General features: G+C 43.4%; 23 protein-coding genes and 2 pseudogenes. 18 read left to right on the top strand and 7 right to left on the bottom strand.

Going from position 1 to position 25942, the window contains the following annotated elements; all coding sequences use genetic code 11:
• The first annotated feature begins 47 nt into the window (after window positions 1-47).
• The 4 genes from GC098_RS29355 to GC098_RS29340 all read left to right on the top strand — a co-directional run bounded on the left by GC098_RS29355 (window position 48) and on the right by GC098_RS29340 (window position 5349).
• Complete coding sequence (locus tag GC098_RS29355) at window positions 48-950, top strand: ABC transporter permease (RefSeq protein ID WP_171646885.1); 903 nt, start codon at window positions 48-50, stop codon at window positions 948-950.
• A gap of 17 nt (window positions 951-967) precedes the next feature.
• Window positions 968-1849 (top strand): carbohydrate ABC transporter permease, encoded by an 882-nt coding sequence (locus GC098_RS29350; protein WP_171646883.1) that lies wholly within the window; start codon window positions 968-970, stop codon window positions 1847-1849.
• Between the two features lie 94 nt (window positions 1850-1943).
• Window positions 1944-3734 carry a sensor histidine kinase gene (locus GC098_RS29345; protein ID WP_171646881.1) on the top strand — a complete coding sequence of 597 codons (1791 nt, stop codon included), beginning with the start codon at window positions 1944-1946 and terminating at the stop codon, window positions 3732-3734.
• The gene (locus GC098_RS29340) at window positions 3712-5349 is read left to right on the top strand and encodes a response regulator (protein ID WP_171646879.1); all 1638 of its coding nucleotides are present in this window, start codon (window positions 3712-3714) and stop codon (window positions 5347-5349) included. The genes GC098_RS29345 and GC098_RS29340 overlap by 23 nt, the downstream gene beginning before the upstream one ends.
• A 235-nt stretch (window positions 5350-5584) precedes the next feature.
• On the opposite strand, the pseudogene GC098_RS40390 reads toward GC098_RS29340, so the two are convergent.
• Both GC098_RS40390 and GC098_RS29325 read right to left on the bottom strand, forming a co-directional pair.
• A pseudogene (locus GC098_RS40390) lies at window positions 5585-6222 on the bottom strand (TylF/MycF/NovP-related O-methyltransferase).
• A gap of 85 nt (window positions 6223-6307) precedes the next feature.
• The gene (locus tag GC098_RS29325) at window positions 6308-7186 is read right to left on the bottom strand and encodes a sigma-70 family RNA polymerase sigma factor (RefSeq protein WP_171646875.1); all 879 of its coding nucleotides are present in this window, start codon (window positions 7184-7186) and stop codon (window positions 6308-6310) included.
• 363 nt (window positions 7187-7549) lie between these two features.
• On the opposite strand from GC098_RS29325, the gene GC098_RS29320 reads away from it, so the two are divergent.
• The 5 genes from GC098_RS29320 to GC098_RS29300 all read left to right on the top strand — a co-directional run bounded on the left by GC098_RS29320 (window position 7550) and on the right by GC098_RS29300 (window position 12563).
• A complete protein-coding gene (locus GC098_RS29320; RefSeq protein WP_171646874.1) occupies window positions 7550-7900 on the top strand; it encodes a DoxX family protein in 351 nt (116 codons plus the stop codon).
• A 219-nt stretch (window positions 7901-8119) separates the two neighbouring features.
• Complete coding sequence (locus tag GC098_RS29315; protein WP_312880415.1) at window positions 8120-8845, top strand: WecB/TagA/CpsF family glycosyltransferase; 726 nt, start codon at window positions 8120-8122, stop codon at window positions 8843-8845.
• A gap of 140 nt (window positions 8846-8985) precedes the next feature.
• Entirely contained in the window at window positions 8986-9939 is a 954-nt protein-coding gene (locus tag GC098_RS29310) for a prenyltransferase/squalene oxidase repeat-containing protein (protein WP_171646872.1), read from the top strand.
• 296 nt (window positions 9940-10235) lie between these two features.
• Window positions 10236-11711, top strand: coding sequence for a putative glycoside hydrolase (locus tag GC098_RS29305; protein ID WP_171646871.1), 1476 nt, complete (start codon window positions 10236-10238; stop codon window positions 11709-11711).
• A gap of 186 nt (window positions 11712-11897) precedes the next feature.
• Window positions 11898-12563: a carboxylesterase family protein gene (locus GC098_RS29300; RefSeq protein WP_171646870.1), complete on the top strand. Its 666-nt coding sequence runs from the start codon at window positions 11898-11900 to the stop codon at window positions 12561-12563.
• Window positions 12564-13187: 624 nt separating this feature from the next.
• Here GC098_RS29300 and GC098_RS29295 read toward each other — a convergent pair.
• Window positions 13188-14978 (bottom strand): sulfatase family protein, encoded by a 1791-nt coding sequence (locus GC098_RS29295; RefSeq protein ID WP_171646869.1) that lies wholly within the window; start codon window positions 14976-14978, stop codon window positions 13188-13190.
• A gap of 615 nt (window positions 14979-15593) precedes the next feature.
• On the opposite strand from GC098_RS29295, the gene GC098_RS29290 reads away from it, so the two are divergent.
• Genes GC098_RS29290 through GC098_RS29280 form a run of 3 tightly spaced genes read left to right on the top strand, consistent with a single transcriptional unit; the run spans window position 15594 to window position 17573 of the window.
• A complete protein-coding gene (locus GC098_RS29290; RefSeq protein ID WP_171646868.1) occupies window positions 15594-16073 on the top strand; it encodes a DUF2975 domain-containing protein in 480 nt (159 codons plus the stop codon).
• Between the two features lie 10 nt (window positions 16074-16083).
• Window positions 16084-16311 (top strand): helix-turn-helix domain-containing protein, encoded by a 228-nt coding sequence (locus tag GC098_RS29285; protein ID WP_171646867.1) that lies wholly within the window; start codon window positions 16084-16086, stop codon window positions 16309-16311.
• Window positions 16312-16325: 14 nt separating this feature from the next.
• Complete coding sequence (locus tag GC098_RS29280) at window positions 16326-17573, top strand: DUF4153 domain-containing protein (RefSeq protein ID WP_171646866.1); 1248 nt, start codon at window positions 16326-16328, stop codon at window positions 17571-17573.
• Window positions 17574-17685: 112 nt separating this feature from the next.
• On the opposite strand, the gene spoVB is transcribed toward GC098_RS29280, so the two are convergent.
• The gene (gene spoVB, locus GC098_RS29275; protein ID WP_171646865.1) at window positions 17686-19236 is read right to left on the bottom strand and encodes a stage V sporulation protein B; all 1551 of its coding nucleotides are present in this window, start codon (window positions 19234-19236) and stop codon (window positions 17686-17688) included.
• A 367-nt stretch (window positions 19237-19603) separates the two neighbouring features.
• On the opposite strand from spoVB, the gene GC098_RS29270 reads away from it, so the two are divergent.
• The 4 genes and pseudogenes from GC098_RS29270 to GC098_RS29255 all read left to right on the top strand — a co-directional run bounded on the left by GC098_RS29270 (window position 19604) and on the right by GC098_RS29255 (window position 21787).
• Window positions 19604-20026: a DoxX family protein gene (locus tag GC098_RS29270; RefSeq protein WP_171646864.1), complete on the top strand. Its 423-nt coding sequence runs from the start codon at window positions 19604-19606 to the stop codon at window positions 20024-20026.
• A gap of 81 nt (window positions 20027-20107) precedes the next feature.
• The gene (locus tag GC098_RS29265; RefSeq protein WP_171646863.1) at window positions 20108-20437 is read left to right on the top strand and encodes an ArsR/SmtB family transcription factor; all 330 of its coding nucleotides are present in this window, start codon (window positions 20108-20110) and stop codon (window positions 20435-20437) included.
• Window positions 20434-20853, top strand: a complete 420-nt coding sequence (locus GC098_RS29260; protein ID WP_171646862.1) for an SRPBCC family protein — start codon at window positions 20434-20436, stop codon at window positions 20851-20853. The genes GC098_RS29265 and GC098_RS29260 overlap by 4 nt, the downstream gene beginning before the upstream one ends.
• A 343-nt stretch (window positions 20854-21196) precedes the next feature.
• Window positions 21197-21787 (top strand): annotated as a pseudogene (locus GC098_RS29255) (YdeI/OmpD-associated family protein).
• Window positions 21788-21901: 114 nt separating this feature from the next.
• Here the strand turns inward: GC098_RS29255 and GC098_RS29250 are convergent.
• Window positions 21902-22438: a hypothetical protein gene (locus GC098_RS29250; protein ID WP_171646861.1), complete on the bottom strand. Its 537-nt coding sequence runs from the start codon at window positions 22436-22438 to the stop codon at window positions 21902-21904.
• A 109-nt stretch (window positions 22439-22547) separates the two neighbouring features.
• On the bottom strand, window positions 22548-22676 hold the full coding sequence (locus tag GC098_RS42035; protein ID WP_512699028.1) for a hypothetical protein: 129 nt from the start codon (window positions 22674-22676) through the stop codon (window positions 22548-22550).
• A gap of 108 nt (window positions 22677-22784) precedes the next feature.
• On the opposite strand from GC098_RS42035, the gene GC098_RS41770 reads away from it, so the two are divergent.
• Complete coding sequence (locus GC098_RS41770; protein WP_171646955.1) at window positions 22785-22991, top strand: aminoglycoside adenylyltransferase domain-containing protein; 207 nt, start codon at window positions 22785-22787, stop codon at window positions 22989-22991.
• A gap of 473 nt (window positions 22992-23464) precedes the next feature.
• Here the strand turns inward: GC098_RS41770 and GC098_RS29240 are convergent, their stop codons facing one another.
• Window positions 23465-24904 (bottom strand): ABC transporter substrate-binding protein, encoded by a 1440-nt coding sequence (locus GC098_RS29240; RefSeq protein WP_171646859.1) that lies wholly within the window; start codon window positions 24902-24904, stop codon window positions 23465-23467.
• Between the two features lie 502 nt (window positions 24905-25406).
• Here GC098_RS29240 and GC098_RS29235 point away from each other — a divergent pair.
• On the top strand, window positions 25407-25904 hold the full coding sequence (locus GC098_RS29235; protein WP_171646857.1) for a histidine phosphatase family protein: 498 nt from the start codon (window positions 25407-25409) through the stop codon (window positions 25902-25904).
• Window positions 25905-25942 lie beyond the last annotated feature (38 nt).

The raw sequence follows: 25942 nt of genomic DNA, 5'->3' as shown, positions 1-25942 counted from the left end.
AGCGGTTAGAGAGCTTTAGAGATTCAGACAGATTGGCGGGATATGACATGCGATATGGAAAGAAGCTCAAACGGGAACTGCCGCTCCACCTTATGATTATTCCAGGGTTCATTCTGGTGATTATATACCAATATATTCCAATGACAGGACTGGTAATTGCTTTTCAGAAGTATCTGCCCGGGCTTGGCATCTTTGGTTCGAAGTGGGTCGGATTTGACAATTTCAAGTATGTACTTGATATGCCAGACAGCTTCCAGGTGCTGTGGAATACGGTACGAATTGCTTTTATGAAAATTATTGTTGGCCTTATTGTGCCGGTTGTAATTTCACTACTGCTGAATGAGGTAAGAAAAGAAGTAGTCAAGAGGAGCGTACAGACATTAATTTACTTGCCCCATTTTTTGTCCTGGGTTATTCTCGGGGGCATTACGGTGGATATTCTCTCACCATCTACTGGCATCGTCAATCAGATGCTGCAAGCATTTGGAATCAAACCGATTTTTTTTCTGGGGGATAACAACTGGTTTCCTTATCTGCTCGTTACTTCGCATGAATGGAAAGAATTCGGGTTTAGTACAATTGTCTACTTGGCAGCGTTAACGGGTATTAATCCATCACTCTATGAGGCCTCCGTACTTGATGGTGCCAATCGCTGGAAGCAGACATGGCATATTACGCTTCCCGGCATGACGCCGATTATTGTATTAATGCTAACACTATCGCTCGGAAATGTACTGAACGCGGGATTTGACCAAGTGTTCAATCTATATAGTCCTTCTGTCTATCAGAGTGGGGATATCATTGATACCCTTGTTTATCGAATGGGGCTTATTGATGCGCAATTTGGGGTAGCGACGGCTATCGGATTATTCAAGTCAGTCGTTTCTTTTGTGTTTATTTCAGTATCTTATCTGCTTGCCTATCGGTTGGCCAATTATCGTATCTTTTGAATAAAGGAGCTCATGTGATGCAATATTCATCGTTAAGTCGAAAAATATTTAATTTAGGCAATAACTCCTTTTTGATTGGTCTTTCGATTCTGTGCATACTGCCGTTGATTCATATTGCTGCAATTTCCTTCAGCTCGAGCAGTGCGGCAGGCGTTGGTGCGGTGAAGCTATGGCCAGTGGAATTTACATTGAAATCTTATCAGTATGTGCTGGATAAACCTGAATTCCTCAAGTCCATTTTCAACTCGCTACAGCGCGTCTTTCTTGGTTTTGCCGTGAATATGCTGCTAATCATTCTACTAGCCTATCCGTTGTCAAAGGAAGTTGCTTCATTTAGACTGCGTACGATGTATGTTTGGTTTTTTGTGATCACCATGCTGTTCAGCGGCGGTCTGATTCCCACCTACATGACAGTGAAAGAAACGGGTATTCTCGGCACGATCTGGGCGCTTATTCTTCCAGGGGCCGTTCCTGTGTTCAATGTCGTTTTAATGCTGAATTTTTTTCGCGGGCTGCCGAGGGAATTGGAAGAATCAGCTTTTATAGACGGAGCAAATCATTGGCAGACGCTGTGGAAAATATATGTTCCACTGTCGCTGCCGTCCATTGCTACAGTAGGTTTATTTACAATTGTAGGTCACTGGAATGCATGGTTTGATGGTCTGATCTATATGAAATCACAGGCGCAATATCCACTTTCAACGTATCTTCAATCGGTAGTAATCAATCAGAACATGGCCAGCATGACGGAGCTTGATGTGAATGACATGATGGAAATTTCCGATAAAACGGCAAAAGCAGCCCAAATTTTCCTGGGAGCACTACCTATACTCATCGTTTATCCGTTTCTCCAGCGTTTTTTTATTAAAGGACTCGTGTTAGGCAGTGTTAAGGAATAATACTGCCAATTTGTATAACGCATGCTACAATTGACCAATGAAGATGAGGGAGTGAGTGAGAGCTTGAACGGTGACGGGGATGGGGAGGATAATTATGCTGAACATATCAGGGCTTCGAAAAATTAATATTTACAGTAAATTGGTACTGACATTCCTGATTGTACTGCTGCCCCTGAATGGGATTGCTCTGTATGTTAGCTCTAGAGGGGCAGAGCATGTGGAGAAGGAAATCCTGACATCTGTTCAATCCAAGATGGCCTTCTATATGACAACCTTTGAGTCGGAAATTACCCGCACTCTGCAATCCCAACATTCCTTCGTCAGCGATTATGATGTAATGAATCTAAGCACACAAGCCAATTTCATGGATCAGAATGCGAAACGGGAAGCAATCCTAAGACTGCAGCAACGTCTGGATCTACTGGTTAATACGAGCAGCTTTTTAAGTCATGTTACCATGCATATTCCGCTGTTGGAAAGAAGTATAACTGACAAGCGAGTGCTTGACAGCATTTCTGAGGACTATAAATCATTGCGTGAATACTCCAGCCGTTACGATGCTCCGATTGTTAAATGGAATGAGCGTATGTTCATAAATTTAATTTATCCTCCGGAGCGCACGATACAACTGGAAGATAAAGCTCCACTTTTTGTACTGACACTGGAAATCGCGCAATCCAGACTGCAGCATGTGCTAGAGCAATTGGCCGGCAGTTATCATGGCGAAGCCTTCCTCATCAGCAATGGGGATATTCCCTGGACATTGGGAAGCTCTCAGAACACAACAATTTCTGAACACTTATGGAACGAGATATTACAGACGATTCCGCTGGATAGCGTCTCTTACATTACAAATCTAAAGACAACGGATGGTGAGTATATTGTTGCTGCCGAAAGATCCAATGAGACTGGAATCTTGCTTGCAGCGGTAATCCCTACGCAGCAAGTAATGGGCTCTCTCAAGCAATATAAACAGTGGTCTTGGTTGATTATGAGTATGACAATTATTATGATTTTTATTTTTTCTTATGGGCTCTACCGCATTATCCATACGCCTCTTAGAAGGCTGGTTGGCGCTTTTCGAATAGTCGAAAAAGGTGAATTTAATGTAACCATCGGCCATCCAAATGAAGACGAATTCGGTTATTTGTATGCTCGATTCAATGAGATGGTTATGCAAGTGAAGCGACTGATTCAAGAAGTTTACGAACAGAAGTACAGATTGCAGCTCTCGGAGTTGAAGCAGCTTCAATCTCAAATCAATCCCCATTTTCTGTATAATAGTCACTTTTCGATGTACTATATGGCCAAAAATGATGATAAAGAGAACCTGATGAGGTTCATTAAATATATGGGTGATTATTTTCAATATATTACCCGCAACGGATCCGATGAGATGATCCTCCGCGAGGAAATCAATCATGCTATAACTTATGCGAACATTCAGGAGATGCGGTTTCAAATGCGTATTCGTTTCACGATTGTAGATATTCCAATCGTTGTGGACACAATTCTTGTGCCCCGATTAATCCTGCAGCCTATTGTTGAGAACGCTTATAAGCACGGTCTTGAGAATAAAGAGGAGGCAGGCGTGCTTGCAATCCGGTTTATTGTTGCAGCGGATCGATTGGAGATTGTTATTGAGGACAATGCGGATTTGTCTGAGAATAGTTTGGTTGCTATGCATGAACTTTTGTCTGGTCAGAATGGCGCCGGGGAAACAACAGGGATGCTGAATGTTCATCGGCGATTGCAGATTAAATATGGACCCACAAGCGGGTTGCGGCTTGCGAGAGGAACGATGGGAGGATTATGCGTCTCCATCGTCATTCCACTTGCTAAGCAAGAAGGGGAGGAGGATTATGCATCGTCTGCTCGTTGTTGATGACGAACCTATTATTGTGGAGGGGCTTTATGAGTTGTTCCGGGATATTATTGATCTGGATCTTGAAGTTCATCGGGCGTACTCTTCCACACAAGCATTGGAATTGGTGGCAAGAATAAAATTTGATCTGGTGTTTACTGATATTCGGATGCCTGGTATGGACGGATTGGATCTCCATAAACATATCGTATCCCGTTGGCCGGGGACGCGTGTAGTTTTTCTGACAGGATACAATGATTTTCAATTTGCTCAACAAGCGATCCGATCCGGGGGATATGATTTTATTATTAAAACCGAGGGCGAGGAAAAAATTCTGGAGGTGTTCTATCGGGCGATTCAGGAAATTGCTTGCCAGTGGGATGAAGAACGATTAAAGGACGCTGCACGCAGACAGATACAACAAGCGATACCATTGCTGCAAAAGGAATACGTCCTTGCTCTCATGGAAGAAGACATCGTAGAGCAGGCCGATGCAAGGGCGAAACGGTTGGAAGAGCTGAACATTTCACTGGATTCCGAGCAGTCGTTGCTGCTTATGACATGCAGAGTTGATCGTTGGTATGAGGATATGACGCATGCCGACAAGACCTTGCTTCTCTATGCCATCCAGAATATTTCCGATGAATTGCTTCAGTACGGTCGGAAGCTGAGCTTGGTATGCAGTTCCAAAAGTCTAATGTGGATGCTGCAGCCTAAGGAGCAGGACAATAGGGGAGGAGAAGAAGAATTCCTCAATTATGTGAAGGAAATAATGGTGGAAATACATGATGTATGCAAAAATTTGCTGCGTCTGCCCGTTTCTCTATTTCTTTCAGGCGGTTATACGAGCTGGAATGACATTGGAAGGCAATGTGGCAATCTCTTGCGGCGTGAGCAGAATGGAATTGGACAAAATGAAGAAGTTTTGCTTATTATCGAGTCCAAGCCTGACGCGAATGAGAATCGTGGAAATCAGATGAACGAAGAGGGGTATTATGTCTACACTAGAAAGCTCAAGCAACTGGAGGCATTCCTCGAAACAGGTCAGAAGCTGTTTTTTCTGGAGTTATTTCATACTTTGTCGACTTCTTTGCAGCCGTTATGGGAATTTGCGAGGCAGCATTTTTTTCACTCTGTTTCTGCTATGCTGCTCGATCATGTGAACTGCTCGGCCAACTCAGCTGATTTATTGTCAATGAAAGCTGTAAGCGCAGTGCTTAATGCGGAAAATGAACGTTCTTGGGAAGAGAAATGTAGCACTCTGATTCAACTCGCACAGTTTATTTTTGACTATCGTGTTAAGGACCAAACGATCAAGTCGATTGAGATGATAGACCAGTTAAAGCAATATATTGGAAATCATCTTAAAGAAGACCTTTCACTCACCAAGCTGTCAAGTATTGTTTACTTAAATGCATCGTACCTGTCTCGGTTTTTTAAGCAAATGACAGGAGTTAATGTAAGTGAGTTTATTTTGGAACTGAGGATGGAGAAGGCGATGGAATTAATCAAAGAGACAGATTTAAAAATTCAGGAGGTGGCAGATGAAGTCGGTATAGGGTCATCAGCTTACTTTATTAGACTATTTAAAAATAGAACAATGATGACGCCGATGGAATACCGTGAATCGATCTGATGCTTCAGTCTTTCCAAATGTAGGTAATGTTGGTTTTTAAGCAAAAGAAAAAGCACCGATCGGGTGCTTTGATTTATTTCTTCGATTGAGATCCTTTTCTGACATAATTGTTGCCGCTGAAAGATAACGTCCAATTGCTGACGGGATTGCCTGTCAATAATGACCTTACCACAGAAAAAGAAAAGGATGCCTCCCATGTACGTGGGTCTGCTCGATTTGCTAACCCTTGTCGCGTCTATTCCATTTTCCGCCAATAACATCCGCATCCTTCAATCAAATACATCGGGTCATTAATTCCATGCATATTTCTGTAGTTGTTGACGGCGTCTGCGCAATTCGGCAGACAATAGTCGTCAATAATAATAAATCCGCCTTTGGAGACTCTCGGGTACAGATGATACAAGCAATCCATGGGCGAACCGTACATATCTCCGTCAAATCTCAACACTGCAATCTTTTTAATCGGAGCGGAAGGTAAAGTGTCTTTAAACCACCCCTTTAGAAATCGGACTTGACCATCCTTCGAAAGAGTCGGCCACCCACACACTTCTATCCTTGATCCCGTTAACTTTGAGAAAACCCCGCATAAAAATGCAAGCTCCGCCTCTCCAGACCCCGGTTTCTATAAAATCGCCCTCTATATTGTCATTGCGCGATAGGAGGCCAGTCAAAACCTATACGGCGCACGTCACGGTTGGGATGAAAACGTTTAACGACCTCCAAATCCTGGGCATGCAGTTGATTCAATAATTCAGCAGGAAGATCTAAATGTATATCTGGCGTCAAAGGCTGGTATCGTTCGGCATCTTCATGCCAGATCTCAAACAAAATCGCTTTTTTTAGCTCCGATTGATTGGACGAGTATTCCTCCACAACTCACCATTTTCTATCTTGCAAGTTTCAAAAGGGGATATACCCTTTTTATTGTTATTATAGCTGTTCTTTGAAGCTAGCCCTATCAATCGTTCATTTCTGCTATGTCGAGCTGGCGAAGACGAGTTTGTTCGGCTATCATGTCGATCTCGGTGATCTTCCCATCCACAATCTTGAGTTCGAGTACGAAAAGTAGTCGACCGCGAGGAGCCACGACTGCGCCCACAGATCCGTTCACGAGCACCGGCCGTGCACCTTGGGCACGACCAACGAATCCCATGGCCACATCATGCGCACCGTGAACAACTGGCCATGCGGCGACCGGTGGAAATGCAGGATCGTTTCGGAGCACGACATCGGGGTCTAATACCGCAAGAAGTTTCTCAAAATCTCCTGAGCGCGACGCAGCTAGGAAAGCATCTACAAGCTCTCGTTTTCGCTTGAAATCCTCTGAATCAGCGGTTGTTTTAGCCCCCTGAACCCGACGACGAGCACGACTCGCAAGCTGTCTTGCTGCAACCTCGTTACGCCCTATGATCGGAGCGATGTCCGAGAAAGACAAGGCGAAAATATCGTGCAATACGAACGCAATGCGTTCGGCGGGATTCAAATTTCCGAGGACCATAAGCATCGCAAGACCAACAGAGTCAGCCTGCAGTGCTTCGTGCTCGGGATCGCTTCCATCTTGGCGGCTAGCAACCGGCTCAGGTACACTCACCAGCGTAAGCTCCTCACGCCGCGATTTGCGAGATCGCAACATATCCAGACACACCCTGGAGACTATTGTTGTCAGCCATCCTCCCATATTCTCGACTCCACTAGTATCGGAGCGGCTAAGGCGTATCCATGACTCCTGTACAGCGTCATCCGCTTCGCTCAGAGATCCGAGCATCCGGTAAGACACCACTTGCAGGTGATTCCGATGCGCCTCGAATTGTTCCACAAGCCAATGATGATCGTTCATACGTTACAGCCCTTCCTTCGTTTTCATTTTTACTTATATGTCGTATGAAACTCAACAGATGTGACAGAGATATACGATATCTGCAGTATTTTCTGAGTTACGCATTCTAAAAATTTTTTTTCACCGAATCGGTCACGTTTCCTTACTGACTTCCGACATAGTTAATGACAAGGGAAATCGGCCACTACGAAAGAAGAGGCCATACCGGGTGTCCTGGCAAAAAAACATTTAAACTAAGGAGATGATTGTTTTCAGCCCCGCTTACGGCAATGTAACGGATAAATTCGGCGTCACGTTCCGAATTCTCACAAGAGGACACCAGTGATCAATCATTGTTACTTAAAATAAGGGGAGGAAATCCTAATGACTGTTCTTTTCATCGTTCTTCAAAGCTTGCTGGCCTTATACTATGTATTTTCAGGCACTGCAAAGACTTTAGGGGCCAAATATTGGGTCGATATTTTCAACAATCTTGGAATACCACAGTGGTTTCGTGTCGTCACAGGCGTCGTCCAGTTAGTCGGTGCCGCTATACTAATCATCGGCTACTGGTATTCAGAGGCGGTCACGTGGGCTTGCATTTGGCTTGGAATTACGATGTTACTGGCGTGCCTCGCGCATTTCAGGGTCAAAGATCCGATCGGCAAAACGGCACCGGCCCTCATGTTTACTGCGTTAATCATCATTCTAACCATCGTTAATGCAGCGGTCTGATATTTCCCTTTCTTAAGAAAGCATCATCTAAATTTATTAACTCTTAAACCATGAGCTTGCCCTGAGTCGGGTAAGCTTTTTTGTTTTCTGAGTCGAGGGGGTTGAAACACGTTAAGAGCTATCCTTGAATACGAAGAGTAGGATAGTTTGGAGTAATCCTTTATGTTAAAATATGGCTAAAAGCCTAAGGTGGATTCTATGGAGAACTGTTCGCAAATAATGGGAATTCCAGTACCAAAAATAACTATGGAAGATACAGTCCATATTATTGACCAAGTAATAACGGAAAAAAAAGATGAACTGTTTCATGTGGTAACACTAAATCCAGAAATCGCCATGTCTTGTCAGCATGATTTACTGCTCCGTTCCATAATTGACGAGGCGGGTCACCTAACCGCTGATGGTGCAGGTATTGTCATGGTCTCTCGTTTAAAGGGAAATCCACTTCCCGAACGTGTTACAGGATGTGATCTTTTAATCAATTTATTGGAGATAGGGAACAGAAATAATTGGTCGTTTTATCTACTGGGCGCGAATGAGATGACTAGTAAAAAGGCAACAGAAGTAATAGGTAAGAGATACCCAAATGTATCCGTTCTGGGTAGACAGCATGGCTTTTTTGATCATAAAGATGAGGCGCAAATTGTAGATGAAATTGCGACCTTGAGTCCCGATGTTTTAGTAGTTGCACTTGGAGCCCCAAAAGCTGAATTTTGGATACATAAGTTTAAAAACAAATTAAATGTAAGGGTTGCTATTGGCGTTGGAGGAAGTCTCGATATCATTGCGGGGACAGTAAAAAGAGCACCAATTATATGGCAGAAGTTAAATGTGGAATGGCTGTATCGATTAATAAATCAACCTTCTAGATGGCGAAGGCAATTAATTTTGCCTCGTTTTGCAATGAAAGCAATGTTCTTTAAAGAAAATAATCGGTTACAATAATTGTTCAAAAAACTCAAAAAACGCAGAACGATTCTGTTGAAGGCATACCTTAATATAAAAATATAAATATTTAGCGATGGTCAAAAACAGCCAAGGAGGATACGTAGTATGAACTTGACCAAATTAAGGAGGACCATTAGATGACTACAAAAAATCCCGATTGGCAAATCCCGAAGCCAAAGAAATCAGTAATAGAGTGGCTGCTTGGCGGGGACCCTGCGATCCGTTGGCAGGTGATGCGTGACCTAACCGAAGAGCCCGATAACTGTGTTGCCGCAGAGCGGTCGCGGATTGTCTCTGAAGGTTGGGGTGCCCGGGTCCTCGGCCTGCAATCTTCCGAGGGCAACTGGGGCGGTGACGCCGACGCACGGAACTGGCTATGCACGAGCTACACCTTGCTGCTTTTGAAGGACCTAGGCTTGGATCCGTCGGGTGAGGAAGCCCGCAGATCGATCGGCCTAGTGCGTGACCACATCACCTGGCCGCGGCAAATGGGCGGTCGGCCCTACTTCGACGGAGAGACTGAGCCCTGTGTCAATGGTTGGATCCTTGGAGTGGGTGCCTACTTCGGAGTGGCAAGCGCTCGGCTAGTCGATCGACTCCTCGGTGAGCAGCTTGAGGACGGAGGTTGGAATTGCAACGCCCCTCAAAGTCGACGATCCTCGTTCCACAGTACCATATGTGTCTTGGAAGGACTATTAGAGTACGAGAAGGCTAAGGGTGAAACTGCTGCGGTGACCGAAGCCCGCGTCCGGGCACAAGAGTACCTTCTGGAGCGTCGCATGTTGAGGTCCCTGTCATCCGGCGAGGTGATCGATCCCAATTGGAAGCGTTTCTCGTTCCCGACCACGTGGCATTACGACGTGCTGCGGGGTCTGGATTACTTACGCAGCGCTGGTGTCGAACCCGATGAACGGGTCACCGAGGCCGTCGGTCTGGTGGCGAAGAAACAAGACCAAAACGGGAAATGGCCGCTCGAGAACTCTCACCCCGATCGAGTTCACTTCGACATGGAAGGTGTGGAAGGCGAGCCTAGCCGCTGGAACACTCTCCGCGCCTTACGAGTGCTGGACTGGTATTCAACACAACACTAATGTATCCGATAGAAGAGGACTATTTCTTTACCTCCGGGTTACGATTTGTTAGAAGCATTTTTCGGAACAAACCTTCAGGATAAAGATGAAGAGGGCATATGCTGAAACGTTTTAGCTAACGAGGAATTTTAGTGCAGGAGCTGCTTAGACGGCTCTTTTTTTATTTATTGTACAAACGAGCAGCATAGTTTAATCGCTTCGCGAATATTTCAATTATTGAGTATCAAATTTTCCGTTATTACCAATTAAAAATAACTATTAGAATTGAGTGATTTTGGGAGAAGGGGGAGAACATCGTGAAGAAACAAGGTCTTATTTTTATTATGCTATTTTTAGTGCTCTCGTTGTCAGCTTGTTTGTCGTCAAAAGTCGCTTTAAACACGCCGAATCCATCTGAACCGCCATCAACGTCTGCACCAGAAATCACGCCGACGCCCACACCCACACCCATATCCGCGCCATCGCCCTCATATTCACCGCTCGCAGTGTCGCCAACACCTGCAGCAAGTCAAGCGCCTGCATTTGATCCCCCAGTACACTTCGATTATCCAGATGCAGTACGTGGAATTTATGTAACAGGTTGGTCAGCTGGAGGGGGCCATATGTCTAAACTTCTATCACTTGTTGATAATACAGACCTAAATGCAATGGTGATAGATATAAAGGATGATGACGGGTATATCACATTTAAACCTGAGGGCAAATTTGCAGAATTTGGCCAACCTTACATAAAAGATCCCCAAGCACTCATGAAAACACTTGAACAGCATAAAATTTATCCTATCGCACGTATTGTAGCCTTTAAAGATACGGTTTTGGCGAAAAAACGTCCAGACCTCTCTTATTTAGACGGCAACAGTGTTTGGCGTAATGGAAAAGGTGACGGGTTTATCAACCCATTCCTTCAAGAAACATGGCATTATAATGTTGATGTTGCAAAATTAGCTGCAGAACTTGGGTTTAAAGAGATCCAATTTGACTATGTTCGATTTCCGGAAGGCTTTGAAAGTAGGGACAAAGTTCTTAAATATTCATTGGGCGATTACAAGGATAAAAAACCAACTAAGTTTGTGCAAGAAGAAAAAGATTATACGGAAGCCTCTAAGAAATATCAAGACGATTTGACTTCTTTACAAATAAAGTTGACAGATGCTACGAATACCTACAATTCAGCAAAAACCGATGAAAATAAAAAAGCAGTGGACGATGTTCAAAAGAGTATGTCTGATCTAAAAAAACATGCACCCCAAGCACCGGATTTTAGCGATAAAGCACGTATGACACAGCTTCGTGTTGATGCTGTCAGCGACTTTGTCGCATATGCCAGAGAACAACTAAAGCCGTATAAAGTAAAAGTGTCTGTTGATATCTTCGGATATACGGCTACATTGCCTGAAGCTCCAGGTATCGGTCAGAACTTTAACCGCATTTCAAGCTCAGTAGATGTAATTTCGTCTATGATTTATCCAAGTCATTGGTCTAATGGTTATTTCGGAATTCCAAAACCAGATAAAGATCCCTATAGACTTGTTACCGAATATATGAAGGCTGAAAAAGAGAAGTTTGCACAGCTCCAGACTCCCCCCTTATCACGTCCTTGGATTCAAGATTTTACAGCAAGCTGGTTAGGTGCTGGCAATTATATTAAATATGGCAAGTCTGAAGTAGATGCACAAATTAAAGCCTTAAAAGATGCTGGTGTTAATGAATACATAATCTGGAATGCTAACAATTCCTACACAGAAGGTGTAACCTATATACCAGCTGAATAACACAAAAACAAGGCTGCCGCGGAACCAACCGGGCAGCCTCAATGCTAGATTGGGCAACTGATCATCCAATAATTGAAAAGATAGGTCTGGAGGAGTTCTCCACAAACAACTGAAGGAATTTCGGGAAATATGGGGAATTTTATCTTTATCCCATATGGGAGATATCGCAAAAGTGAGGGAGATACAATGAGTCAAACCGCAAATAAATTTGAAATAGAAGTAACAAAAAAAGTGCGGATGAAATACCTCTTACATTTGCCAGATTGTTATGAAAAAGAATCCTCAATTAAGTGGCCTTTAATCTTATTTCTTCACGGGTCAGGTGAGCGTGGAGATGAACTGGAGTTGGTAAAAGCTCATGGAATTCCTATGATAGCAGAACGGGATCCTTTTTTTCCATTCATTACGATTTCCCCTCAATGCCCGGAGGATTCTTTTTGGAATGCTGAACAAGACGGATTGATGGCCTTAGTGGATGAGATCATCGCAAACTACAACGTAGATCCAGATCGGTTAAACTTGACGGGGCTAAGCATGGGTGGTTATGGGACGTGGCACTTAGCAGCAGAGTATCCAGGAAGGTTCGCGGCTATTGCTCCAATATGTGGTGGAGGTAACCCCAACCGGATAAATGAACTAACAGGAACGCCCACCTGGGCATTCCATGGCGCGAAGGATGATGTAGTTCCTATTGCTGAATCGGAAAAAATGGTAGACGTACTTCGCGCAAATGGTGGAAATGTCACTTTCACAATTTATCCTGAGATGAATCATAACTCATGGACAGAAACATACGATAATCCGGAATTATATACCTGGTTTCTAGGTCATTCTTTAACGTTAAGGAAATGAAGTTGTTTTTACACTAACGAGAAACGAGCGATGATTGGTTATGCTATAGGAAAACGCTATTTCAATTACATTAAGAGAAGGCTGCCGAAATAAAATGATCGGCGGCCTAAGGATGAACATATTAAGCTTTTAAATCGTCATGTTGATTATCTTGAGCAACAATACAATTGGATTGATTCACTTGGTCATACGAAACCATCAAACGGTGTATTTTATCTTTTAGAGAGGTTCCATGTAAATCATCGAGCGGCATTTATAAATTCTGCAGAAATTGAGATGCTGGAAAAACGTCTATCAAGGCTGAATGCACATTGTGTACTCTAAACCTTGTCCCAAGATGCTGTTGAGCCCAGATTTATTCAAAGTCGTAGCGAGGCTTACACAGACGAAGCAGACTGGGATTTTTATGCAAAACAAATACTCATGGAATTAACCTAACGCAGAACGAGAGCTGAATAAGAAAACGACAAGGCTGCCGAGGAAACGTTCGGCAGCCTTCATTACGTTTTTGGGTAAATGTGCTCAGAAATGCCCATTCGATTGCGTCAGTGCACTACCCTTACTCTTCCAATTGCCGACAGAGTATTTTTGCCTTTCCACGCCGTTTTCCTTTTGTACAACTCATTATCTAAAATCGGTATTCCCCTTATATCGAAGGTCACCTTGTTCTGGTCTCAAACGCTTCTGGCTTCGTTGCTCCTCCAATAAACGGACCATATGCAGTCGGACTTTTTCCGATTGCGGCGTGGCCCAAGAAGGGTGAGCGAGATTACGGGTTTCCAACGGATCCTCGGTTAAGTTGTAGAACTCGTATTGCTCAGGAACCGGATCGGTTTTGCAAGTAACATGACAAGTGGGAGTAGATGTTTGTTTTGGATCTGCACATACTTCACCAAACAGCTGAATCGTGAGGTCTCGTACACCCGGTTCGCTCCAGAACTGCTCGTTGTCGAAGTAACGGGAAAATTTCCATAACTGATTTGGCAGTCCGTGCTGTCCGGGTAGATCGGCGATAACGGTCTCGATGTGGTTAGGCTGAACGACAGAGGTGTAAGCTCTCCCTAATGGATTGAATTGATGCTGGCCACGTGTTATATCGTCATCGGTCATGAAATAAACCGGCTCCCTACGGCAGGAGACTCCCCCAAGCTCTTTGCGACCGAGTAAGTAAGGCGTAAGATCGCGGCCAACGAAGGGGCGGACTTCGCTGAAGCAGCTTTGCAGCCGGTATTGAATTCCGGGAATGTCTGCATCCGCAAGTCCAAGCATCGTAGGCAGAAGATCGACATGGGAGGTTAACTCTGAAAAGCTTTGCCTGTGCGGGAAGAGGCGCTTGTTGTGAATGAGGAAGGGCACATGCAGAACTTCTTCATAAGCGCAGTACATTTTCTGGTGCAGATGGCCGTGGGCGCCCAGCAGCTCGCCGTGATCTGAAGTGAAAATGACAATAGTGTCGTCACTGAAAGAAGAGCGGCTCAGCGCTTCTAAAACTTTCATTATTTGCAGGTCGGCATTTTTTTGCAACTGATAATACAGCTTTCGATAAAACGACTCATTTACGATTGGCTGCAGGGCTATTGGATAAGTATCCCGGTAGCTGGCCTGGCAACGTGGCTTCGTATTCAGAAATTCACCGATCGTGGGCGGAGGAAGGACTTCCGGCATCGGATCGACCTGGAAATGAAACAAGTTCGGTAGATGGTCGGTCAGCATACCATACAATGCAATATCGTGCGGGTTTACAAAGGAGGCGACGACGAGCCATGGCTTTGCACCAGAGTCGGTACGCTTTAGATGATCCAGCGCCTCAATCAGCTTAACAGTCTCTGTACCGTAAACGACATCCCTGCCGCTCAAACCTGTAGCTGCCGATGAAGCGGAATTACGAGGATTGCGGCCATGGGGTTCAGGCCCGATCCAAGATGAGAAGCCGAAGGCATACAGCGGATCTGCGGACAAATAAAGCTGTTCCCGCTGTGGGTCCGGCACACCAGTTGCAGGATTGTAGCTAGGCATATCATCTTTAGTTCCAGGAACCAGAATATCTTCATACGAAATATGCCATTTGCCTTTGTAATATGTTTGGTACCCTGCCTCGCGAAAGTAATTGCCCATCGTAGGCACAGTATTCGGCGGCAACCAGAACATATCTGAATCGAAAGCACTTTTCGCGATGCCGTTCGTTTGCGAGACACCATGGAGTGAGGGGTAATGGCCGGTAAACATCGTAGCCCGGCTCGGACAGCACGCAGCGCTACCGATATAGTGACGGTGGAGTTCCACGCTATTCGCGCGCAACCGTTCGTGGGTGGGGAGATTTGTGAGCCGCCAAGCTCTAATCTCGGGGCTTTCATAGAGAGGAGGATACCGCTCCTCATCGACAACAATCAGGAGGAAGTTCGGCTTATTTATCATTTACACACCCCCGAATTAACCTGTTCTACCCTAGATGTATGCGGGGAAGGTAATCACCATGCTGATTAAAATGGGGACTCTCATTGCTTAAGGGAGTGTTAATCTACGGGCAGTTATACGCAACTATCAGTGCATTTACAGCGTCTAAATATATGGGATTATTTGTTAGGTCTGGAGAACAGAGTGATGATTTTTATGCTTATGGAAGAAGAGGTCGCTGTATTACTGAGAGTAGGATTACTATTTGTAATGATTCCTGTTTTAGTGTTAGTGATTAGTTTAATGATTAAATTAAATTTAATAAGCATTGCTCCCGACGGAGCTATTGAATCAAGCCTATAATAAAACTCGACCCCCTTTTAAATATACAGACTCAGACCCACAGCCAGTTGCTGTGGGGCTCTTTTTGCAACTAAAGGGCAGATAGTGGAACGAGTTATAAATTAAAAGGTATAGAGCATTTCTTGGTAATGAGGAATGCTTTTTATCTTTGTCTAAAATTAAAGGGATATTTATATAACAACAATAATATAATTATTATCGGTAATTATTTATTGTAAAACGATAAATTATGTATTAAAATCAAATTGACAATAACTAAGTGAGGTGCATATTATGAAACGAGAAACACTCTTTTTAAAGGTAGTTGTTTTTCTTATTGGAATTCCGATTCTTGCTTTGTGTATATTTTTGGTGCCAGAGATAGCGAAATTTGCAGCAGAATTGTATCCAGATCATACTTATATGAAATATCTCGTTTTAGTCGATTTGTATGCAACGGCGATACCTTTTTACTTTGCTCTGTATCAAGCTTTTAAACTTTTAAGCTATATTGACAAGAACAAAGCTTTCTCGGAATTATCTGTACAAGTTTTAAAGAATATAAAATACTGTGCAATCACAATCAGTATCCTATATGTGGTAGGCATGCCACTCTTCTATCTCATAGCAGAGAAAGACGATGCCCCAGGTATCATAGTAATCGGAATGGTCATGATTTTTGCCTCCCTGGTGATTGCAGTCTTTGCTGCTATTCTTCAAAAGCTTTTAAAAAATGCCATAGATATAAAATCAGAAAATGACTTAACGGTCTGAGGTGAATGACATGGCGATTATTATCAATATTGATGTGATGTTGGCTAAACGGAAAATGAGCGTAACAGAACTTTCGGAGAGGGTTGGAATCACGATGGCTAATCTCTCTATATTGAAAAATGGAAAGGCAAAAGCGATTCGATTATCCACTTTAGAGGCGATTTGTAAGGCTTTAGATTGTCAGCCTGGAGATATTTTAGAATACAGAAGTGACGGAAACACTCAGGACGATGATTAGGGGGAGGTAGAACCATGGATAATAACAATCTGATTATTGAAAATATGGCTAATCCCCAAGAGCTGGAGAGAATGTTTAGAAAAGAACCCGAAACTTTTAAAAAGTCATTCTCCTACGCCTGGGAACAAAACCCTGATTCGCAGGTTCTTGCCGTTTGGTATGAAAGATTGCATTTCAAGGAGACTGTACATACAGAAAAAGCTTCCTTGTTTCGGAAAGATTTCTTATCCATGGGGATTTTAGCAATTCTGGCCGGGATTAGCACAAGGATCATTTTTCATTTTGTCGAACAGCAAGCTATAGCCCCTATTAACCTTGTCTTTGGTATTCTTCCCTTAATTGCCATCTATTTTATATTCAATAATTTCCCTAAAAAAAATGTTCTGTACACCCTAGTATCGTCTTTCCTAATCTCCGGGTTTTATCTGAATATGCTGCCACTAGAGCAAAAAGACAGTATTATCCTGGCGTATATACACCTTCCCATATTCTTGTGGGTAGTAGTAGGGCTTGCATTTACAGGAAATGAATTTGGCAGAGGCAGCATAAGATTAGCCTATCTTAAATTTAATGGGGAACTTTGCATACTCTACGCCAGTATGGCAATAAGCGGAATGCTGCTAACCGCATTAACCATGCAGTTATTTAGATTTGTCGGCATGGATATATCTGATTTTTATTTCAAAAATGTCGTTTTATTTGGTGCTGCCGCGCTCGCTCTTGTGGCTACATACCTCGTATCTAGGAACCTTAAACTTGCTAAAAATATAGCACCCTATATAGCCAAAATTTTTAGTCCTCTTGTACTGGCAACATTGTTGGTCTATCTTATAACGGTTATTTGGGTCGGGAAAAATCCATTCTTGGACCGCGATTTCCTCCTATCTTTCAACGGAATACTCCTTAGTGTATTGGCCGTCACCATATTCTCCATTACCGAAAGCGGCACAGACGAGAAAAAGAACATTTCTGATTATATAAATTTTGCTCTAATTGTTCTTGCTCTTATCATTGACAGTGTGGCTTTATCAGCCATAGTGTTCAGGCTTTCTTCTTATGGGATTACGCCCAACAGACTTGCTGTTTTAGGCGTTAACATACTTATCTGGGCCAATCTAATTTGGATTATGCTCTCCTATATGCGTTTTCTACAAAACAAAACCGGACCGTTGGCCATCCAAGATGCCGTTACTAAGTATTTGCCGGTCTACGGACTTTGGGCAGCTTGCGTTACATTTACTTTTCCTTTAATTTTTTATTAGAAATTTAAGATGATTGAGCAAGGCATTAATTAGCATGGAAAAAGAACATTACGCTATAAGCCAGCAGCGAAAAAGCAGCCGATCATGGCTGCTTTTTCTTTTTCAAGTAAACTTACCATGGAATCGAAAATCGGTGGCGTGTATTTTTCCAATTCAACGTACCCGTCAATATGAGTGCGGCGAAATAGAGAAACAAGGAACAGACGATTGAAGTGATTACGCACCATAACTGCGGCATACCGTGACTGGCAACATAATTATAGGTCGAGTGTCCGCATATCACCATCAGCATCATGCAGATCCCAACCTTGACATAAGGACGAATACTCCAATAAAATCCGATCGAGCTTGAAATGGAAAAGAAGTTAAGCAGTGTTTGTATCACAATGCCGATACCGATGCCGTACGCAACGCCAATAATACCAAATTGGCTGCCGAACACGAAGATCGAGACACCCTTGAATACGGTGGCTATTACGTAATTCCACAGCGTAGCTTTCGCGCGGCCGAGCCCGAGCAGAATTGCATGAAGCGGAGCGTCGAAATAATGCAGGAAAAACATCGGCGCCAGTATTTTCAGAAGCAATCCTGCTTCCGGCGTATTATAGATAAGTGTCGTTAGTGGAGTTGCCCACTCGTACAGGATAACGGTCGCCGGCGCGCCGATCAGAAGTCCCAAGATCATAGCCTGATTCATCCGCTCATGTATGAGTAGACTGTTCTTGTTCGCCGCTGCCTCGCCAATCGCAGGAATAAGAGCGGTGGACAAGGACTGCGTGATAAAGCTTGGCATGAACAGCAGCGGAAACGCATAGCCGGCCAGCTGGCCGAATTGCTTCGTGGCTAACGCCGTGCCGATGCCGGCCAGCGCCAGGCTAGTTGTAATAAGAAGCGGCTGGAAGGTACTGTATAACGAATGAATGACACCGTGCCCGGTCGTCGGCAGTCCGATCTGCAGCAGCTCGCCGAGTGTGCTTCTTCCTTGTTTCAGGTGGCTTGCCCAAGTCTCGCCCGGCATCTTCGATTCACCGTATAGCTTGTAGCTTGTCACCAAGAATAGGAGGCTGATCGCTTCGCTGACAACAGAGGCAGCCATTGCTCCGGCAGCCGCATAAGCGACGCCATAAGGCAGCAATAGGTGGACCAGCGCAAGTACACAGGCGATTTGCACCGTATGCTCCAGCACATCGGAAGCGGCAATGGTCTTCATCTGCTGCATGCCGCGGAAATATCCCTTTAATACGGCGGAGACAGCGACGATCGGCGCGATCGGCGTAATCGCCAGCATCGCGTAATAAGCGCGTTGGTCGCTTAGCAGAATGGATGCGATCCACTCAGATCCAAGTAATGTGACGGTCGTGAGCGCTACGCTCAAGACGCCCGTAACAGCGAGGGATACATGCAGGATGCGCCTCACTTTCATCCGTTCGCCGCGAGCGTTGGCCTCTGCGACCAACTTTGAAATTGCAACCGGCAATCCAAGCTCCGTAATCGTAATGACGAGCGGGACGAGCGGATGCGCCATCATCAAGATGCCGATTCCCTCTGCGCCCAGTACGCGAGCGATATACATGCCGCTGATAAAACCGAGAATACGGTTGATGAAAGCAGCGACAGACAAGACCAGCGTACCTCTCATGAACGATTGCCCGTGTTGTGACATGACTTGTGTCCTCCTGTTTATCGAATACTTAAATGTATTCATAAATTGGAAAAGCATGCGAACAAGCCGGTGTTGATGTCATTAATCAAGTAGTCCTGACGCCTACCAAAACCGAGTCATGATCAAAAAGCTTCGGCAATATTGCGCCGAGGCTTTTTAACATTTAGTCAAAGAGCCAAATGGCATAAAGTGTTGTCACATTGCTAACTAACGTTTTCATATGGAGTTTAAAAATGTTGTTGACACGACACCAAATGGTGACCTATAATCAAAGTGTCACCAAATGGTGTCATATTAGTAATTAGTCATTTGGAAAGTTTGGAACCTGAATAAGTTTAACTTGAAACAATTATGAGGAGGAAACAAAATGAGTACGATCATTGGTGCGGAAACAACCGCGAAAGTAGAAACCCAGCCCCGAGGAAAAATGATTGCTTATTGGTCAGTCACATTACTACTCGCAGCATCTATTACGTTAAGTGGTATTGGGCAACTGATGCGATATGGGGGAAATGTCGAGTTAGTGACCAATATTGGTTTCCCATTATACGTTACGAACATTCTCGGGAGTTGGAAATTACTTGGAGTCATTGCTATCGTCGTGCCAGGTTTTCCTCGGCTTAAAGAATGGGCTCATGCTGGTCTCTTCTTTTTAATGACTGGTGCGGCATTATCTCATGTGTTTGCTAACGATTATGGTGATTACGGGTTTCATATTATCCTTCCGCTCTCATATGCTGCACTAAATATCGCCTCGTGGGCGCTACGTCCGAAGAGCCGCAAACTTTAAGGAGGTGGTGAAATCAACGGCTGTCTCTTCATACCACCAATAGATTTTTACTACAGAAAATAATATTTTGGAGTGGGTGCCATGAGCGAGAACAACGAGTTGCGAGATGTGTTTGACGCGATTGCAGATCCGACTAGGCGCCGACTAATTCGTCTGTTAGCAGAGGCAGAGGAGATACCGCTTCATGAATTAACGGCACAGTTTCCAATGGGCCGTACTGCGGTATCCAAGCATTTGACAATCCTTAAAGAGGCCGGACTGGTACTTGATCGAAAAGTCGGTAGAGAAACGCGATTTAGGTTAAACGCCTCTCCACTCAGAGAAATTCAAGATTGGGTGGCTTATTACAGTAATTTTTGGCGTACGAATATGTTGCGCTTGAACCAACTATTAGAGGAGGAAGAAGAATGAGTTTAACATTAACCTTGGATTTTCAGTACAAAACATCGATTGAGAAGCTTTGGTCCGCCTTAACCGATTCAAGCAAGCTTGCCAAGTGGGTGGCCAACATCCACACCGGTCAGGCGATGGAAAATGATTTTAAGCCCGTTGTAGGACACCATTTTCAGTTTCGCACTCAGCCGACCGAATGGTGGAATGGAATTATTGACGGCGAAGTGCTTATCGTGGACGCACCAAACCGGTTGTCCTATACTTGGGCTAGCGGAGAGAAGCACACGGTCACCTGGACGCTGCAGGATTTAGGGGACGGAAAGGTTAACCTTCATCTCGAACAAACCGGAATCTCAAATGCTCAAGCACTGGGTGGAGCTAAGTATGGCTGGAGTAATTGGTGCGGCGAGCTTGAAAAGGTGTTGGAACAATAACCGCAATCGAAACAGAGCCATGGCGGGATTCCTGCCGTGGCTCTGTTGTCACTACTGATGACCTACCAAATAGGTTTGGGGATATTCCGAGAAGGCATCAAATTTTGGTCAAAGTAGTATCATTTCTTGTTTCCATCGTTACAGTAGGTTTTCTTCTGTGCGTTTATTTAGAGGTTCTATTCCCATAAAATGTTCTGCGTTATTAAGCTAACAGAGAACGATAGTGGGGAGCTGCCGCGAGGGGTAGGCAAGAAGTTTTCCTTCGTGTCCGGTTAGATGTGCATGCTTTAACATTTCGGACAAACTGTCAGCTGAACGAAAAATTGATGAGGGGTGTTCCTTGATGACAAATAGTAGAATGAATCCTAAGGTTGATGGATTTTTAAGTAAAGCCAAAAAGTGGAAGGAAGAATATGAGAAGTTGAGAAATATCGTTCTTGACTGTGAGCTGACCGAAGAATTTAAGTGGATGCATCCTTGTTACGAGTTTGAGAAAAAACATAGTTTTAATACATGGATTTAAAGAATATTGTGCGCTTCTGTTTCACAAAGGTGCCTTGTTACAGGATGCCCATGGGATTCTAATCCAACAAACGGAGAATGTACAGGGGGCGCGCCAGATTCGGTTCACCAATGTTCAAGAAATAGTTGAAATGGAAACCATCTTGAAAGCCTATATTTATGAAGCCATTGAAGTTGAAAAAGCCGGTTTGGAAGTGAATTTTAAGAAGAATACAGAATTCTTAATCCCTGAAGAACTTCAAAATAAATTCGATGAAATCCCTGCCTTGAAAACTGCTTTTGAAGCATTGACGCCGGGACGGCAAAGAGCATACATTCTTTATTTTTCTGAACCCAAACAATCCAAAACTCGAGAGTCAAGGGTTGAAAATGTATGCAGCAAATTCTGGGTGGAAAGGGATTAAATGATTAGTATATTCGATGAGAAAATAAATAAATCAAACTTTAAGATATTACCTCACTTTTCGTTCATTCGAACTCCTTTTTAGATCGCTGGTAACACTCAATCAAATAATGGGATAAAAATTTACAATACAAAAAATTGAGTAATAAACACAACACCCGTCACTGACTTAATCTCAAGTATAATACCTGTGCGGTCCCCCCGTACAGATACCAAACTATTGGCTGGTAGCAATGGTGATATTAATGCGCGAAGTATGGTATTGTTTCTATTTCTTGCAGCTAGGACGAGCTGGGTGGCGAACGCGTTGTTACTGCTAATTTTACGGTATAACGGCAGAATCCTCTTAGAAATGCTTCTCAAGCTGATTACCGTTAAGCGGACACTCCCTTTTGTGTTGGTCGCATTTTCTACTTGATCCGCCGGAGCCGGAGCCTTAAAGCCGATGCTAAATCCAAATCTATTGGTTCCAAAATCGTTGAAACCAGATGTAACTTCCTTGAATAAACGATTGAGTGAATCCAAATTATTGTTCCGGATCGCGATGGTTAAGCGTGTTGCATATACCGGATTACAAACAATTTCACGGTAAATTGGGATCGTTTTCGTAGCCGCTTTTCGCAGCGCTACTACCGTTAATATACTCAATTTAAGTTTCAACTCCCTCCTATTAAACTTATATAGTATATTGAATTCTTATAGTTTGGATTGGGTAGTTATATTGGTAGAATATATATTTGATGAACAAGTCTATGTCCAGGATTCCTACTTACATGTGTACATGGGCTTTTGTTTTTCTTTTGGCCATATGTTCCATAAGAAATGAAACATAAGTTCTATCTAGAACTAACCAAGCTTCATAATCCCTTTTTACATGACGATCAGCCTCTCCAAAGATGGCTATAATAAAAATATGGCAAGATATTCAAGCTGCCATGAAGTATAATCTGAACGTTTACTGGGCGGATAAGGCGAAGAATTTTGAGGTTTTTTCGAAGATCATTGGATAGATGATGCGGTACTAACGCTGGGAAAAATTGCTTTTACGCTTGAACATAGAACAATCGTTACAAAAGATGAAGGTGGTTACTATCTTTTAGAAAAATTACCCTCAGAATGGCATCGACTTGTTAATGAAGCGTTACGGATTCGTCAGAGTATAGATACTTTGGATTACACTTCAGGCTACCGCAATTTTATCTCGGTAGCCTAAAAAACATGTGACACAACCTATAAAAGATGAGTGTTCTACCTCAAAAAGAACCTAAGTATTAGTTAGCCAAACGTGCATTTCTTTAGTCCGATGACAGTTATACATGTCGATTTACAACTCTCTCACATAAAATAAATAGATTGATTAACAAGTGGGAGGTGTGACTATGGCTAGAGTAACTGTACTAATGCCTGTTTACAACGTGTCATTATACCAGCGGTACGGCTTCTCATTCAGAAGGATACCTAACTAACGCAAGTGGAGATACTGCCCATGCCGAAGGAAATACAAATATGCCTTAATATCATTACCGATTTCGACCCTTTTTTTGCTCTCTGGTTTAAACTGTTGCAAGCAAAAGAAGCTACGATTTCAATAAACCGTAGCTTCTTTTTTTGCTGCCTCGGCGCGAACCGATCCAAATGCTGGTTAAATCAAGGTTTGAAAAGAACCTTAGAGGCAGCCTCTTGGCTTTATTTCTGCTTGGACTGAGCCTCTTTCTGGGCATCATCCGCTTGTTTGGCTTGCAGTAATTGTTCTTGTCCTTTATCTTGAATCGTCTTAAGTGCCTCATCAGCTGATTTCTTCCCGTCAATAACGGCCTGAATTTCTTGATTGGCAAGCGTACTGAACGGCTGGTAGAAGCCGCCTGGGATTTTCTCGTAACCTTTATAGCTCTTGTCAGGATTAGGTTTCAGGAGATAAAATGGCTCAAGATTATGGCCGTCCCTTTCTTTGGAGTAAGCGGTGCGGGTCATCAGGCTGCTCGAAGATTTGGACATGACTCTAGCGAATTCATCGCTGTTGATATATTTAATGAATTCCCAGGCTGCCCGCGTATTGGGCGATTGTGCATTGATACCGAATACATTGGATACGGAAACAGAGTTAGAAAAGTCCGGATTTTGCGGATCAACGGGAACCGTGACGATATCCCAATTGATAGGCTTAACATCTTTCAGGCGGTCTTTGGCCTCTTGCAGATTTTGCATCATATAGCTGCCGTCAATCGTCATCGCAACCTTGCCCATGGCGAACAAATTCTCTTTGAGATAATCCTCGTACATGCGAGGCGCATTAGAATCGGCGTTTTGATTTTTTGGCATATACAACGCACCGGATTTCAGAGAGTCGACGGTAAGCTGCAAAGCCTTCTTCCAGGCATCTGTCTGGATCGTCAGCTTCATCTGCTCAGGATCGATGTAAGACAGACCCAGCGTTGTGCCGATGCTGCTCATATATTGATAGGCGACTCCTTCACGCATGTAAGAATAAGCGGAAAATCCGTAAATTCGCTGATCTCCCTGACCGTCGGTCGGGAATCGTTTGGCGAGATTAATGACATCTTCCCAGCTCATTTTATTTTTCGGAAGCTCTATGGCATACTGCTCGAATAGATCCTTGTTATAGTAAAGAGCCTGACTGTAGAAATCTGGTGAAAGTCCATATAACTTGCCTTCGCCTTTGAGCTTAATCGTTTCCAGTGTAGCTGGAAGGATATTCTCCACATCGAATTTATCCTGCTTGATGACATCGTCCAGCGCATACAGGCGTCCTTTTTGTACGAACTTTTCAAGCTGGTCGGTACCGTTGACAAGGAGAATATCCGGCTTTTCTTCTTCAATGAGTTTATCAAGCGCTTCCTGAGGATCTTTGCCTGCTCCATAAATACCTTGATTCGAGATGACCTCAACGTCAATATTCGGATTTTTGGCCATGAAAAGATTACCGTATTGTTGGTAGAAGGAATTCTTGTCATAATACATCACTTTAATTGTTGCTTTCTCATCTTTCCCCAGCTTCTTAAGCGATCCGGCTTCTCTTGAAGTACCGCTAGCCTTCTCCGAAAAATTACACCCTGTCAGCGAGGCAGTTACCGCAATCGCAGCGAGTGTATACATCCAACGTTTCATTTGATTCCCTCCACATTGTTTCTATTACCAAATATAGTAATAATTCTTTCACTATCATACATATATCGGAATAAAAATACAAATTATACCAAATATAGTAGAGTAGAATAGTGTTGTGTGGCGAAAGGCTATGACGAATTCGGCCCCACCAATCAGCAGCAGTTTACGGCAGCCTATCCGATCTTCCTGCGTCCTTACTGTAACAACGAGAGCGGATTTATTTAATAGCTTTTAAGGAGGGATTATTGGGAGAATCTAGAAATTATATGGAAGAAAAGGAAGGGTGCTGTGATGACCCTTTGATTCGGTTGGTGTGTACTTCCGTTGTAAAGCACAAGGTGAGTTATTAAAATTAGGTGATGAAACTAAGAACCCAAGATGGATTTCCGTAGATGAATTAAGACAACTAATGAATGAGGATCCCCTCCAATTTTCAAATGTAGACAGAGCAGGAATTATATTTTACTTAAAATATATTGAAATGATGTAAAACTATACTAACATGTGCTCTGATTCACTATCGGATTTGGGTCTAAATCAGGCAAACAATCTTACTGAGTTTCTTATACCGAAAAACGTTGATTATATTATTTCAAGTCCATATGAAAGGGCTTATCGAACAATTTCTCCATTAGCTGAAAGACTTGGTATCGAAATTGTAACAGATAACCGATTGACCGAAAGGATATTATCTGAAAAAAATCACCCTGATTGGCGTGAAATGCTTCGACAAACGTACTACGACTTAGATTTGTATTATGAGGGTGGCGAGTCGAGCAATGTAGCTACGCACCGTGTAATTACTGTGGTTAAAGAACTATTAAATAGTCGGTTTGAAAATATTATAATAGCTTCACATGGAAATCTCATATCTCTGCTCTTGAAATATTTTGATGATCGTATCGGGTATAAGGAGTGGGAAAACCTGTCTAATCCAGACGTGTTCCACCTCTCCTTTATGAAGGATACTCCAAATATAGAACGAATTTGGACTGACTAAGTGACTATTTTAGTTAGTGTCTTCTTCAAATATCATTA

The organism is Paenibacillus phytorum, from assembly GCF_013141715.1.
Classification (GTDB): Bacteria; Bacillota; Bacilli; order Paenibacillales; family NBRC-103111; genus Paenibacillus_E; species Paenibacillus_E phytorum.
This window is presented reverse-complemented; position numbering and strand designations above follow the sequence as displayed.

Bases quoted from the DNA above. Each gene is read 5' to 3' on its own strand.
- GC098_RS29355 (WP_171646885.1), top strand. From the start codon at position 48: ATGCGATATGGAAAGAAGCTCAAACGGGAACTGCCGCTCCACCTTATG.
- GC098_RS29350 (WP_171646883.1), top strand. From the start codon at position 968: ATGCAATATTCATCGTTAAGTCGAAAAATATTTAATTTAGGCAATAAC.
- GC098_RS29345 (WP_171646881.1), top strand. From the start codon at position 1,944: ATGCTGAACATATCAGGGCTTCGAAAAATTAATATTTACAGTAAATTG.
- GC098_RS29340 (WP_171646879.1), top strand. From the start codon at position 3,712: ATGCATCGTCTGCTCGTTGTTGATGACGAACCTATTATTGTGGAGGGG.
- GC098_RS29325 (WP_171646875.1), bottom strand. From the start codon at position 7,186: ATGAACGATCATCATTGGCTTGTGGAACAATTCGAGGCGCATCGGAAT.
- GC098_RS29320 (WP_171646874.1), top strand. From the start codon at position 7,550: ATGACTGTTCTTTTCATCGTTCTTCAAAGCTTGCTGGCCTTATACTAT.
- GC098_RS29315 (WP_312880415.1), top strand. From the start codon at position 8,120: ATGGGAATTCCAGTACCAAAAATAACTATGGAAGATACAGTCCATATT.
- GC098_RS29310 (WP_171646872.1), top strand. From the start codon at position 8,986: ATGACTACAAAAAATCCCGATTGGCAAATCCCGAAGCCAAAGAAATCA.
- GC098_RS29300 (WP_171646870.1), top strand. From the start codon at position 11,898: ATGAGTCAAACCGCAAATAAATTTGAAATAGAAGTAACAAAAAAAGTG.
- GC098_RS29295 (WP_171646869.1), bottom strand. From the start codon at position 14,978: ATGATAAATAAGCCGAACTTCCTCCTGATTGTTGTCGATGAGGAGCGG.
- GC098_RS29290 (WP_171646868.1), top strand. From the start codon at position 15,594: ATGAAACGAGAAACACTCTTTTTAAAGGTAGTTGTTTTTCTTATTGGA.
- GC098_RS29285 (WP_171646867.1), top strand. From the start codon at position 16,084: ATGGCGATTATTATCAATATTGATGTGATGTTGGCTAAACGGAAAATG.
- GC098_RS29280 (WP_171646866.1), top strand. From the start codon at position 16,326: ATGGATAATAACAATCTGATTATTGAAAATATGGCTAATCCCCAAGAG.
- spoVB (WP_171646865.1), bottom strand. From the start codon at position 19,236: ATGTCACAACACGGGCAATCGTTCATGAGAGGTACGCTGGTCTTGTCT.
- GC098_RS29270 (WP_171646864.1), top strand. From the start codon at position 19,604: ATGAGTACGATCATTGGTGCGGAAACAACCGCGAAAGTAGAAACCCAG.
- GC098_RS29265 (WP_171646863.1), top strand. From the start codon at position 20,108: ATGAGCGAGAACAACGAGTTGCGAGATGTGTTTGACGCGATTGCAGAT.
- GC098_RS29260 (WP_171646862.1), top strand. From the start codon at position 20,434: ATGAGTTTAACATTAACCTTGGATTTTCAGTACAAAACATCGATTGAG.
- GC098_RS29240 (WP_171646859.1), bottom strand. From the start codon at position 24,904: ATGAAACGTTGGATGTATACACTCGCTGCGATTGCGGTAACTGCCTCG.
- GC098_RS29235 (WP_171646857.1), top strand. From the start codon at position 25,407: ATGTGCTCTGATTCACTATCGGATTTGGGTCTAAATCAGGCAAACAAT.